The 12,499-nt window shown below is 73.4% G+C and carries 12 protein-coding genes; 5 read left to right on the top strand and 7 right to left on the bottom strand.

Going from position 1 to position 12,499, the window contains the following annotated elements:
• Positions 1-42 precede the first annotated feature (42 nt).
• Positions 43-1,824 carry an AAA family ATPase gene (locus K4S16_RS27245; RefSeq protein ID WP_149261874.1) on the bottom strand — a complete coding sequence of 594 codons (1,782 nt, stop codon included), beginning with the start codon at positions 1,822-1,824 and terminating at the stop codon, positions 43-45.
• Between the two features lie 53 nt (positions 1,825-1,877).
• Between K4S16_RS27245 and K4S16_RS27250 the strand changes: the two genes are divergently transcribed.
• Entirely contained in the window at positions 1,878-3,188 is a 1,311-nt protein-coding gene (locus K4S16_RS27250) for an SDR family oxidoreductase (protein ID WP_235037103.1), read from the top strand.
• A 4-nt stretch (positions 3,189-3,192) separates the two neighbouring features.
• Here K4S16_RS27250 and K4S16_RS27255 read toward each other — a convergent pair whose 3' ends face one another.
• Genes K4S16_RS27255 through K4S16_RS27265 form a run of 3 tightly spaced genes read right to left on the bottom strand, consistent with a single transcriptional unit; the run spans position 3,193 to position 6,833 of the window.
• The gene (locus tag K4S16_RS27255; protein WP_149261876.1) at positions 3,193-4,788 is read right to left on the bottom strand and encodes a hypothetical protein; all 1,596 of its coding nucleotides are present in this window, start codon (positions 4,786-4,788) and stop codon (positions 3,193-3,195) included.
• Positions 4,789-4,811: 23 nt separating this feature from the next.
• A complete protein-coding gene (locus K4S16_RS27260; protein ID WP_149261877.1) occupies positions 4,812-6,173 on the bottom strand; it encodes a hypothetical protein in 1,362 nt (453 codons plus the stop codon).
• Between the two features lie 57 nt (positions 6,174-6,230).
• Positions 6,231-6,833, bottom strand: a complete 603-nt coding sequence (locus K4S16_RS27265; protein WP_149261878.1) for a TetR/AcrR family transcriptional regulator — start codon at positions 6,831-6,833, stop codon at positions 6,231-6,233.
• A 71-nt stretch (positions 6,834-6,904) separates the two neighbouring features.
• Here K4S16_RS27265 and K4S16_RS27270 point away from each other — a divergent pair, with 71 nt between their 5' ends.
• The 3 genes from K4S16_RS27270 (at position 6,905) to K4S16_RS27280 (ending at position 8,976) form a co-directional block, all read left to right on the top strand.
• Positions 6,905-7,462, top strand: a complete 558-nt coding sequence (locus K4S16_RS27270) for a maleylpyruvate isomerase family mycothiol-dependent enzyme (RefSeq protein WP_149261879.1) — start codon at positions 6,905-6,907, stop codon at positions 7,460-7,462.
• A gap of 76 nt (positions 7,463-7,538) precedes the next feature.
• The gene (locus K4S16_RS27275; RefSeq protein WP_149261880.1) at positions 7,539-8,039 is read left to right on the top strand and encodes a SigE family RNA polymerase sigma factor; all 501 of its coding nucleotides are present in this window, start codon (positions 7,539-7,541) and stop codon (positions 8,037-8,039) included.
• A 1-nt stretch (position 8,040) separates the two neighbouring features.
• Positions 8,041-8,976 carry a hypothetical protein gene (locus K4S16_RS27280; RefSeq protein WP_149261881.1) on the top strand — a complete coding sequence of 312 codons (936 nt, stop codon included), beginning with the start codon at positions 8,041-8,043 and terminating at the stop codon, positions 8,974-8,976.
• 48 nt (positions 8,977-9,024) lie between these two features.
• Here K4S16_RS27280 and K4S16_RS27285 read toward each other — a convergent pair whose 3' ends face one another.
• Entirely contained in the window at positions 9,025-9,579 is a 555-nt protein-coding gene (locus K4S16_RS27285) for a TetR/AcrR family transcriptional regulator (protein WP_149261882.1), read from the bottom strand.
• Positions 9,580-9,681: 102 nt separating this feature from the next.
• Between K4S16_RS27285 and K4S16_RS27290 the strand changes: the two genes are divergently transcribed.
• Positions 9,682-10,266, top strand: coding sequence for a DUF2867 domain-containing protein (locus K4S16_RS27290; RefSeq protein WP_149261883.1), 585 nt, complete (start codon positions 9,682-9,684; stop codon positions 10,264-10,266).
• Between the two features lie 144 nt (positions 10,267-10,410).
• Here the strand turns inward: K4S16_RS27290 and K4S16_RS27295 are convergent, their stop codons facing one another.
• Entirely contained in the window at positions 10,411-12,021 is a 1,611-nt protein-coding gene (locus tag K4S16_RS27295; RefSeq protein ID WP_149261884.1) for a cation acetate symporter, read from the bottom strand.
• On the bottom strand, positions 12,018-12,377 hold the full coding sequence (locus tag K4S16_RS27300; protein ID WP_149261885.1) for a DUF485 domain-containing protein: 360 nt from the start codon (positions 12,375-12,377) through the stop codon (positions 12,018-12,020). The genes K4S16_RS27295 and K4S16_RS27300 overlap by 4 nt, the downstream gene beginning before the upstream one ends.
• Positions 12,378-12,499: the final 122 nt, after the last annotated feature.

Raw genomic sequence — 12,499 nt, forward strand, 5'->3', positions numbered from 1 at the left:
AAGTCAGACCGTGGCGAGGACGTCCATCGATCTTTCCCGCACTCAGGAACCTCCCATGAAGACGCCCGTCCAAAACCGCTGCCGGTCCGGATCGGCGCCGAACAGATACGTCGCCTTCAGCTTGGGCGGCAGCAGCGGCGCCAGCCGCGCCGCGGTCTCGGCATGGCGGCTGAGCTGCGACAACTCGGCGTTGGCGAAGACGCGGTGGACGATGTCGGTCGCGTCCGAGCCCTCGTCCCCGGCGGCGCGCAGCCGCTCCGCCCAGCCGTCCAGGTCGGCGGCCAGCTCGCGCAGCCCGGTCACCTGCCGGCGGGCCAGCCGCGCCTCGAGCGCGGTGAGCGGGACCGGCGCGTAGTCGCCGTCGCCCAGATACATCTTGGCGATGTCGAGCGGCAGACCGGTGCCGTGCAGGCGGATCAGGCGCTCAAGCGTGCGCTTGGTCATCCACTGCCGGCCCTCGTCGTCGATGTCGTTCTTCCACCACTCCAGGACGGTTTCGGCCACCCCGCCGTAACGGGCTATCAACCATTCGTTCGCCGGAATGTCATCCGGCTCGATCTCCAACGAGACCGTGAACCGGGACGCCTGCGCGATGGTGTTGCGCGACACGAGCAGCTTGCGGCCCAGGTAGTAGGGAGGGTTCTGCAAGGCGATCTGGGCGCGGAGCCCCTTGATGCGCCGCCCGGCCAGGGACCACTCCTGCGTGACCTCCATGAGGCGGGCGAACGTGGCCTTGTCCTTGGGACGGTTGTACTCGTCCCAAACGATGGCCTTGTCGCCCGGCTCCAGGAACGGGCCGGACAACAGGTTGTCGAGGGTTCCGTCCAGAGTGGGGACGGGCGCGCACAAGTCCTCCACGTTGGTGACGGGAAGCGAGAAGTAGAGCGGGTCGGCGCCGAGCTCGTCGCGGACGACCTCCTTCACCACCTCCGTCTTGCCGCAGCCGGGCGGCCCCTGAATGAGCACGGCCCAGCGCCGCTCGATGGCGGCGCGCACGACGCGGCGGACGGCGTCCGGCACGTGCGCGGGGTCGGGGACGTCGGCCCCTGCGCGCCGCAGCTCGGCGGCGACGCGGCCGAGGATCTCGGGGGCCTGGTCGTCGCCCGGCCTCCCGTCCGGGCCGCCGGCCGCGGCGGCGAGGGGCAGGCGGCGCCCGTCCACGAGCGGGAGGCCCCAGGCGAGCGGGAACCCGGCGAGCGCGCAGTCGAGGACGTGCTCCAGCGTGCGCGGCGACAGCAGCCTGCGCAGCTCGGCGGGCAGCGACGCCCACACCCGGAACACGCCGGTGAGGTCGACGCCGCGGAACCTGCGCGACAGCGCGGCCCGCCACGCGGTGTCGGCGGCGGTGACCCGCAGCGTCGCCATCCGGTCGAGGACGGCGGGATCCGTGCGGAGCGCCGCGGTCTCGGTGAGCGACTCGTTGTCGGTCAGGAACACCCCGACGCAGCCGAGCGCGCGCAGGTCGTGCTCGCCGAGCGTCCAGTTGCAGGCGATCTGCATGAGCTGGGACTGGATCGTCGCGCCCGCCTGGAGCGAGTCGTCGATGAGCAGCACGAACGGCTTGCCCGGCTTGAGCTGCCGCATGACGAGCTGCCGCAGCACGAGCTCCCCGTCCTGCCGGACGGGCGCGTTGACCAGCAGGTCGTCGGGGGTGAGGTTCGCGGCCGGGACGTAGACGAGCGCGGTGTCCTCGCGGCGCCGGACGTGGTGGAAGAACGTGGAGGTCTTGCCGATGCCGTGCTCGCCGAAGACCTGCCCGGTGATCCCGAGCTCGATCATGGTGTCGATGAAACGGGCCAGCCGCGGCCCGTCCGGCATGCTCATGCGCTCCAGTACAGCGGTCCGGCACGTCCGGATCACCCGATTTAATGGCGCACATGCGCGACGACGATGTGCGGACCTGCCTGCGCGTCCTGGCGGAGATGGCGGACGCGCCGGACGGCCATCCCGACCTGGCGCGGGTGCGGGCGGCCGCCGGCGCGTTCGTGCGCAGGACCCGGGAGCGCGAGCGGGCCGCGGCCCGGGTGCGCCAGGCGGCGGCCGACGCGCGGATGCTGGCCGCGACCGCCACGGGCGCGCCGGGACGGGTCGAGGGCGCGCCCGTCGAGCCGCCGCGCGAGGCGGTCCCGTCCGGCACGGTGACGGGCGGGCTGCGCGCCTGCTACGTCTGCAAGGCGCACTTCCGGGAGGCGGACGCGTTCTACCACCGCCTCTGCCCGCCGTGCGCGGAGGAGCACCGGCGGTACCGGCACGCGCGCGCCGACCTGGCCGGACGCCGCGCGATCGTCACGGGCGGGCGGGTCAAGGCCGGGTTCGAGCTCGTGTTGAAGCTGCTGCGCGACGGCGCGGCCGTGACCGCCCTGACCCGGTTCCCCGCCGACGCGCGCCGCCGCTTCGCCGAGGTCGCCGACCAGGCCGACTGGCGGGACCGGCTCACGATCGTCGGCATGGACCTGCGGGACGTCCCGTCCCTCGTCCGGTGGTGCGACGCGCTCGTGGACGCCGGCGAGCCCCTCGACATCCTGGTGAACCTGGCGGCGCAGACGCTGCGGCATCCGCCCGAGTCCTACGCGGAACTGCTGGCGGGCGAGAAGCGGGCGGGCGAGCTGACGGCGGGCGAGGGGGTCGCGGCGCCGGGCGCGCTGCCCGTGCCCCTCCCGACCGGCGCCGTCGACGTGGCGGGGCTGCTCCCCGACCCGTCCCCCGTCAACTCCTGGACCCGGCTCGTGCACGAGGTCGATCCCGTGGAGCTGCTGGAGGTGCAGCTCATCAACGTGACGGCGCCGTTCGTCCTGCTGGGGCGGCTGCGTCCCCTCCTGGAGCTGTCGCCGCGTCCGCGCCGGTACGTGGTGAACGTCTCGGCCGTCGAAGGGCAGTTCGACCGCGTGTACAAGGGCGCCGAGCATCCGCACACGAACATGGCGAAGGCGGCGCTGAACATGCTGACGCGCACGACCGCGTCCGAGCTGGCGGAGCACGGCGTGCACGTCACCAGCGTCGACCCCGGCTGGTTCACCGACCAGCAGCCCGAGCCCGCGCGGGCGCGCCGCACCGCCGCCGGGTTCCGCCCGCCGCTGGACGTCGTGGACGCCGCCGCCCGGATCTACCACCCGATCGTGCGCGGCGAGCGCGACGGCGACCCGCCGAGCGGCTGCCTGCTGAAGGACTACCGGGTCGTCAACTGGTGACGGCTCAGCTCGCGACCGCGCCGGCGGTCGCGAGCAGCTCGGGCAGCGTCCCGACGAACCCCTCCTGCAGCAGCCTGCGCGCCACCAGCCACGCCTCGGGCCGCCCGCCGAGGTGGCGGTCGACGTGCTCGGCGAGGCGGCGCAGCACCCGCGGGTCGGGCATGCCCTCGGAGGGGGCGAGGATCGCGTCGACCTCCGCCGCCCCGAGCACGGCGTCGGCGGTGACGTCCCCCGAGCCGCGGAACAGGCGGCCGGCTGCCTTGCCGTAGGCGAGCTCGGGGTCCCAGTGGCGCCGCACGCCGGGTTCGCGGAGGTTGCGCGCGCGCCCGTGGCCGGTCTCGTCGACGAACGGCGGGGCCAGGACGACGTCCCCGTCCAACCCGAGCCCGGCCCTGAGCCGGGCGGTACCGCGCAGACCGGGGAGCCACAGCGCGTCGGCGACCACGCGCAGCGTCTCCTCGGGGACGGCCGCGGCGACGCCGTCGGGCGTCAGCGTCCCGGCGACGAGGCCGTTCCCGACGACCTTGACGATGACGTCCGCGCCCGCGCGCGCCCCGAGCCCGACGAGGTCGGCGAGCACCTCGGGCGCGGGGTCGGGCAGGTAGACGGCCGTTTCCGGATGGTCGGCGACGAGCATCCGGACGAGTTCGAGCGGGACATCCGTACGTTTCGCCATGAACCGGGCGGCGCGCAGCGGGAACGGCCCCTCGGCGGCCCGGCGGCGCGGCTCGTCCGCCAGCACCGCGTCCCAGCCGACGCGCGGGATGCAGAAGGCGCGGCGGTTCACGACCGTCCGGACGAGCGGGGTGCCGCGCCACGGCTCGCAGCCGTCCGCGTCGGCGATCTCGGCCACCGTGCGCAGGAACTCGGGACGGCGCGCCCGCCCGGCCAGCTCCCGCAGCCGCCGCTCCCCCTCGGCGCTCGCCAGCGCCGCCTGCGCGTAGGCGAGCACGCTGGGCTCCGACTGGTCCGGCCCCCACCGGTACGCGGGCAGCCGCCCGTCCTCGACGAGCCGCCGGATCTCGTGCTCCCGGTGCGCGTCGAGAAGCGTGCGGCAAGCCTGGACGGCGCCGTGCGGATCGGCGCCCGCGCCGAGGTACAGCAGCGCGCCCCCGGCCAGGTCGGGGTCGGCCGCGTACAGCAGCGCGTGGTCGAGCGGATCCTGCCCCCGCGTGGACAGCAGGGCCTCCCGCACCTCGGCGGGCAGCGGCAGCGGCGTGACGCCGTCCCGGCGGGAGGTCTGGTGGGCGAGCTGGCGGCGCAGGTTGCGCGGGATGCGGCCGAGCGCGCTCTCGGCGGTCAGCAGGGTCGCGTTGACCTCGGGGTCGTCCAGGTCGAGCAGCCGCCCCAGCAGCTCCGGCGGATCGCCGACGAGCACGGCGTGCCGGACGAGCAGGTCCAGGTCGCCGGCCCGGCCGCGCCGCAGCAGGGCCTCAAGGACGACCCGGTTCGGCGTCCCGTGGCTGCTCAGCGCGTGTTCGAGCAGGCTCAGCGGGAGGTGGCCGAGCAGCACGTCCATCTCGTCGGGCGTCGCGAACCGGAGCAGTCCGGCCGTGCAGCCCAGGAGGTCGTTGGCGCGGATCCGGGAGTGGGGGGCCATGAGCCGTCACCGTAGCCGACGGATCACCTCGGCCGGACCCGGTGGCAGGCCATTCCCCGCCGCTCCGGCCACTCGTCGCCGCCGGAGGTGATGAGCCAGATCCACTTCCCCGGGTCCATGGGGAGGATCGGGTCGGCGTACCCGTCGGTCACGACGATGACGGCGTCCGCGGGCTCGTCCCGTCCCTCCACGTGCCGCCGGACGGCCGCGAAGCTCGTCCCGCCGCCGCCCCGGAGCGGCTCGCCGGGCCGGAACGGCTTCACCGTCGCGTCGAAGGCGACCCACTCGGCCTCGGCCCCGTCGATCCGGCCGACCAGCTCGCCCAGCCACTCGACCACGCCGGCCGGCATCGACCCGGACGTGTCCAGCGCGATGACCAGCGACTTCACCCGCCGCGGCCCGCGCCGCGCAAGCATCGGCTCGTGCCCGAGCACCGCGAGCACCGCCCCGCGCTTCTTCGGGTAGACGAGCCGCTCGCCCTCCTCCAGCTTCGAGGCGAGCACGTCCACGAGCCACCGCTGCCACCACTCGACCCGCCGCGTGGCCGACGTGACGCCCCGCAGCGCATGCGCTCCGAGGTCGCCCCAGATGCGGTCGACGCCCTCCGACGCCCCCTCGGTGCGCCGGAGGAGGTCGAGCAGTTCGCCGCGCGCCACCCGGTCGCCCCGCCGCGCCGCGATGAGCACGCTCCGCAGCACGTCGTCGCCGATCCGCCCGACCGTCTCCCCGTCGAGCGCGTCGACGACCACGTGGATGCAGGCCGCCTGCCAGGCGCCCGGCGGGTTCCGCATCCGCCCGAGCTCCCGGTAGACGCTCATGTCGGTGTCGACCCACTCCTCGTACGGGAGCGGATCGGCGCCCTGCTCCCGCAGGTCATCGACGTAGTCCCGGTACACACCGCGAGGCGAGATCCCGACGGGCTCGCCGCCGATCTCGGGCAGCCCGCCGCCCAGCCGCACCATCGCGACATGGTTGATGGTGACCTCGCACGCCAGCGTGAACACCGGGTCGCTCCGCAGGTCGGCGTCCGCGAAGAGGTGCCGCTGGACGAGGTGCCGGGCCTCGTGGAACAGGACGAACCGCACCCCTTCGGCCCCGATCCCGACGAAGAACTCGGGGTTGTAGAGGAGCAGGCAGGACCCGTCCCCGGAGGCGACCACGGCGGCCGTGTCCACCGCCGTAGTGGGGACCTGGTGGTGGCACTTGCTGAACAGCCACGACGCGATGGCGCTGTGCGTCATCCCCAGTTCGAGCAGCGCCCGCTCCTTCAACCGCCGCGCCGCCTCGACGACCTCCTCGTCGGCGGGCCGCCACCGCTCCAGCGCCCGCCGATCGGCGAGCTCGACGACCGGCGCCCGCGGGCGCCTGACCTCTCCGTACCCCACCCCTCAACCCTCCCGGCAACCCGCGCCCCGTTCCACCGGTTTACGGGGGCCGGGGGTTCAGGCGGGCAGCCCGGCCGCGTGGCGCATGGCGTCCCGCGCACGGGACGCGGCCGAGGGGTCCTCCAGCAGCTGGACCTCCTGGTTGGCCGCCATCGACAGGCCGATCAGCGTCGTGGCGACCTCCTCCGGGGGACGGTGCGGCCCCGGCAGCGCGGCCTGGGCGGCGGCGACCTCGGCGGCCAGCCCCCGCCGGTTGGCGGCGACGATCTCCCGCAGCCGCTCGCACAGCGGCCCCGGGCGCCCGTCGAGCTCGGACGAGGCGGACGTGAGGAAGCAGCCCCCGGGGAACGGGCAGTCGGCCAGGTAGTCCACCCATCCGTCGATGAGCCGGGCGAGCCGTCCCGGCCCGGGCGGCAGGTCCGCCAGCGGGTCGATGACCGCCGCGCGGAACACCTCGCAGGCCTCTTCGAGCGCGGCCATGAGCAGCCGCTCGCGCGAGCCGAACGGCCCGACCAGGCCCGCCTTGCTCATGTCGAGCCGCTGCGCCAGCGAGCCGACCGTCAGGCCTTCCAGACCGAGCCGGGAGGCGTCCCGCACCGCGGCGCGCACGATCCGGTCGCGCGTCCGGGCCGCTTCGGCCGCCGAATGACGAGGAGACATGGCGCCAGGATAGCGAACGAGCGTACGCTATGTTTTTGGCGAACGACCGTTCGCCAAAGAATGGAGGCGACATGACCGATCTGCTCCGGCTCGACGCCACGGCCCTGGCCCTCATCGGCCACGACGTGGCGATGGTCCCCGACGCCGCGATGGCGGCCCCGACCCCCTGCGAGGGATGGACGGTCGCGGACCTGCTCCGCCACATGAACGAGCGCCACGAGGCCATCGCGCGGACCGCGCTGCCGGCCCTCGAACCGTCCGGCGACCCGCGCGGCGACTTCGCCCTGACCGCCTCCCGCTGCCTCGCCGTCCTCGAACGGGCGGGCGAGACCGTCACCATGCCCCGGCTGGGGCCGCTGTCCACCGAGTGGGTGCTCGGCATCCACGCGGTCGACATGCTGGTCCACCGCTGGGACCTGGCGCGTGCGCTCGGGACCGCGCCCGCCGCGCCGTCCTGGATCACCGACGCCGCGCTGCCGCTCGCCCGCGCCAACACCGCCCCCGGCAGCCCCCTCAACGGACCGGGCGGCGCCTACCGGCCGCCCCTCGCCGAGGACCCGGCCCGTCCGGCCATCGACAACATCGCCGCCCTGCTGGGCCGCGATCCGCGCTGGTCCCCGGCGATCTGACGGTTCGGGGGGCGGGCGCGGCATAGTGGCGGGCCTCAGGGGTGTCTGAGGAGACGACACCCCCAGAGGAGGCCCCGTGAACCGAGAGGCCCGAGAGAGCTTCGGCGCGTTCGTCGCGGCGCGGTCGAGCAGGCTCATCCGGACGGCGTACGTCCTGACGGGCGACCAGCACGCCGCCGAGGACCTGCTGCAGAACGCCCTGGCGAAGACGGCCGCGCGGTGGCGGCACGTGCGCGACAACCCGGAGGGCTACGTGCGCCGCGCCATGTACAACGAGCAGGTGACCCGGTGGCGGTGGCGCGGCCGCGAGGCGGTCGTCGCCGAGCCGCCGGACCTCCCCTCGTCCGGCCCCGACGTCGATCTGCGGGTGACGCTGGAGCGCGCGCTGCTGTCCCTGCCGCCCCGCAAGCGGGCGGTGCTCGTCCTGCGCTACTACGAGGACCTCCCGGAACGGGAGGTCGCCGAGATCATGGGCTGTTCGGTCGGCACCGTCCGCAGCCAGACGCACCGCGCCATCACCCGGCTCCGGGAACTGGCCCCCGACCTCGCCGCCGACCTAGCAACCATGGGGAGCTGACATGACCGACCAGATGCTGAAGGACGCCCTCGCCGCGCTGGCCGACCGCGCCCCCGACCCCGTCGACGGGCTCGCCGAGCGCGCCGTCCGCACCGCCGCCCGCCGCCGCAGGACCAGGACCGCCGCCGCCTGCGCGGCGACTCTCGCCCTGGCGCTCGCGGTCCCGGCGACGGTCATGACAGTGCGCGAGGACTCCGCGGCCCAGGCCCTCGGCTCTTCCGGCGACGCCGAGTTCGCGAAGGGGCTGCCGAAGAACACCCCTGAGCAGCTGGCGCTCGCCCGCATCTGCGTGAAGGACGACAGGCTCCCGTCCGTGCGGCGTTCCAAGCCGGGCGACCCCACACCCCAGAGCACGGTGCGTGACGCGATCGGCCCCGTGAAGGACTTCCGGGTACTGACGTCGATGCCGGTGAAGGGCGGGCATCTCATGGAGGTCGGCAGCCCCCGCGGCCTCGTGGTCTGCGTGAGCAACGGCAAGAGCCGCACGATGGGGCCGTGGCTGAACGCCTGGCCGGGGAAGTCGAGCGGTGGGCTCTTCGGATTCAGCGCGCCGCTGCGCGTGGACGCGATCAGGCAGATCCAGGCGCTGAGCCACTTCGACGATCTGCTCGCGGTCGTCGCCGGGCGCGCCAAGCCCGGGGTGGCCAGGATCCGCGTCACCTGGGAGGGCGGGCGGGCGGCCGACGCGGCCGTCCAGAACGGGTTCTTCATCGCCCAGACACCCACCAGGATGGTGCCGGACCACAACGCCACCGGGGTGATGTCGAAGGGAGCGATGTCCTCTCCCACGATCCGCGTATTGAGCGTGACCGGGTACAACGCGGCGGGACGGGTCCTGCACACCTGGAGCCCCAAGGTCAGCTCGGAGGAGGCGGGCTTCGCCACAGAGGACTGCACCGACGGCATGACGCGCCCCCGCCCCACCCTCTGCGACTGAGCCGCCCGGCGCCGGCCGCCGCCGAACGGGCGGCCGGCGCAGAACGGGTCAGCCGTCGCCGAGGAGGAGGCGGCCGGCGCGTTCGGTGACCTCGGCCCGGGTGCGGGTGCCGTGGTCGGCGGCGAGGAAGTGGCTGCCGACCAGGAGGCAGAAGGCGAGCATGCTGCGGGCCTCGACCTCGTCGGGGTCCGCGCAGAAGGTGCCGAACAGCTCGCGCAGGTAGTCCATGCGCTGGTTGTCCACGCGGCGGACGCGCTCGGCCACGTCCGGGTCGCGGCGGGCCCAGTCGCGCATGGCGAGGTCGACATGGAGGCGGTCGCCGGCGCGGGTGAGGAGACCCGCCCGCCTGATCTTGGTGCGGGCGTCGCCGCCCTCGCGTTCGACCTGGTCGCGCAGGTCGTCGACGGACCGCCGCTCCCACTCGTCGAGCATGGCGGCCAGCAGCGCCTTGCGGTCGGGGAAGTGGCCGTAGAAGCCGCCCTTGGTGACGCCGAGCGCCTGGGCGAGTGCCTCGACCCGGACGGCGTCGGGCCCGCCGGCGGCGAGGGCCTTCAGGCCCTGCTCGATCCAGTTGCTGCGAGGCGTGCGCAATACGGCGGGCATGGCCCATTATCGCCTCCCCCTCCCGGGGCCGATTCATACGGTGCCGTATATTTGGCCGCGAGGCGGGCGCGACGGAGCGTCCGCCGACCGAGGAGGCCGGCGATGAAGCTCCCCCCGACCGCGCACACCGACCGTCCCTGGCGGATCCACGAGATCACGCCCGACTTCCGGCTGGAGGACGTCTGGGCACTGCCCGCGACCGGCGGCCCGGAAGACTTCCCGAAGCTGCTGGAGCAGATGACCTCCAGCGAGAACCACCTGCCCGGTGTCGCCGGTGTGCTCTTCGCCATCCGCTGGCAGCTCGGGCGGCTGCTCGGCTGGGACAAGGAGGACTCGGGGCTGGACGGGCGGGTGCGTTCGCTGCGCGAGCGGCTGCCGGACGATCTGCGCGACCGCCCGCCGGGCCCCGCCCCCCGTTCGCTGCCGTTCCAGCCGCTCTACCTGACCGAGGACGAGTGGGCGGCCGAGACCGCCAACCGGACGATGCACGGCGTCATGCACGTCAGCTGGGTCCCGGACGGATCGGACGGCCACCGCGCCCACATGGCCGTCCTGGTGAAGCCGAACGGCCTGCTCGGCAAGGCCTACATGGCCGCGATCCTGCCGTTCCGGCACATCCTCGTCTACCCGGCGTTGATGCGGACCATCGAGCGCGCGTGGAAGGCCCGCCAGGCGGAACCGGCCTGACCACGGCGGGCCCCGGCCCCCGGGCATGGAGCGGCCCCGTCCCTGCGGGGGCAGGAGGGACGGGGCCGCAAGCCGCGCGGTACCGGGCGACGGCCGCCCGCGCGGCGGCTCTCTGAGCCGGCTCGGTGCCGGCTCAGTTCCGGCTCAGTGCTCGGCCGCCTTCTCGGCGCCCGCGCCCGTGAGGGAGCGGACCTCGATCTCGGCGTACTTGGCCGCGTTGTACTCCTTGCTGAGCAGGGTTCCGACCAAGCCGCACAGGAAGCCGACCGGGATGGAGATGATCCCGGGGTTGTTCAGCGGGAACCAGCTGAAGTCGGAATCGGTGAACAGGGCCTTCTCCGAGCCCGACACCACCGGCGAGAAGGCCACCAGGAAGATGGCCGAGCCGAGGCCGCCGTAGATGGCGGAGACGGCGCCGGTGGTGTTGAACCGCTTCCAGAACAGGCTGTAGAGGATCGCGGGCAGGTTCCCGGACGCCGCGACCGCGAAGGCCAGCGCGACGAGGAACGCCACGTTCAGACGCTGCGCGTAGATGCCGAGGACGATCGACACGGCGCCGATCACGAACGCGGAGATGCGGGCGACGCGCACCTCGTCCCGCTCCGAGGCCTCGCCCTTCTTGAACACGTGGGCGTACAGGTCGTGGGAGAACGACGAGGAAGAGGCGAGGGTGAGGCCCGCCACGACCGCGAGGATCGTCGCGAACGCGACCGCCGCGATGACCGCGAGCAGGATCGTCCCGCCCGCGTCCCCGAAGACGATCTCACCGATCTTCTGGGCCAGTTGCGGGGCCGCGGTGTTGCCCGCCGGGTTGACCTTGGCGATCTCCTTGGACCCGACGAGCGCGGCTGCGCCGAAGCCGAGGACCAGGGTGAGCAGGTAGAACACGCCGATGATGCCGATGCCCCACAGCACCGACTTGCGGGCGTCGCGGGCGGTCGGGACGGTGTAGAAGCGGATCAGGATGTGCGGCAGCCCGGCGGTGCCGAGGACGAGCGCCAGACCGAGGCTGATCAGGTCGAGCTTGCCGGTGAGGCCCTGCTCCGCGGTCGCGTAGCGCAGCCCCGGCTCCAGGAACGCGCCGCCCTTGCCGCTCTGGTCGGCGGCGTCGTTCAGCAGGCTGGACAGGTTGAACCCGAACTTGCCCAGCACCAGCAGCGTGATCAGGGTGGCGCCGGTCATCAGCAGGACGGCCTTGACGATCTGCACCCAGGTGGTGCCCTTCATCCCGCCGAACACCACGTACACGATCATCAGCACGCCGACCAGCGCGATCGTCGCGCCCTTGGCGAAGTCGCTGGTGAAGCCGAACAGCAGCGACACCAGCGCGCCCGCGCCGACCATCTGCGCCAGCAGGTAGAAGATCGACACGACGATGGTGGAGACGCCGGCGGCGGTGCGGACCGGGCGGGGGCTCATCCGGAACGCCAGCACGTCCGCCATCGTGAAGCGGCCGGAGTTGCGCAGCAGCTCGGCGACGAGCAGCAGCGCCACCAGCCACGCGACGAGGAACCCGATCGAGTACAGGAACCCGTCGTAGCCGTACAGCGCGATCAGGCCGGCGATGCCGAGGAACGACGCGGCGGACATGTAGTCGCCGCCGATCGCCATGCCGTTCTGCGCGCCGGAGAACGACCGCCCGCCGGCGTAGAAGTCGGTGGCGTTGCGGGTGTTGCGGCTCGCCCACACGGTGATCGCCAGGGTGGCCGCCACGAAGACCAGGAACAGGATGATCGACAGGGTCTCGTTGCTCATCGGGCCTCCTCCGCGGCCGGGGCCGACTCCGCTTCGATGCGGGCGCGGATCTCGTCGGAGACGGGGTCGAGGCGGCGCTCGGCGTGCCGCGCGTACAGGTAGGCGATGAGGAAGGTGGAGACGAACTGCAGCAGCCCGAAGACCAGGGCGATGTTGACGGCCCCGAACAGCTGGGTGCCCATGAAGTCGCGCGCCCATCCCGACAGGACGACGTACAGCAGGTACCAGCTGAGGAAAGCCGCGGTCATCGGGAACACGAATCGGCGGAATCTGCGCCGGAGTTCCTGGAACTCCGCGGTGCCCTGGAACCGTTCATAGACGGTGGCGGGAGCGCTCTTATAGACGGACACGCCCATCCCTCCTCGGTTGTGACGCCGGTCACGCGCCACCGTAAAGAGCCTGCTGGAAGCCGACGAGGGGGCGCGGGCAAGGCTGCGGCAAGCCGCCATTCACCGTCGCCGGAAGGCCGCGGCCGTCG

It is taken from the genome of Actinomadura sp. K4S16 (assembly GCF_008327685.1).
GTDB lineage: Bacteria > Actinomycetota > Actinomycetes > Streptosporangiales > Streptosporangiaceae > Spirillospora.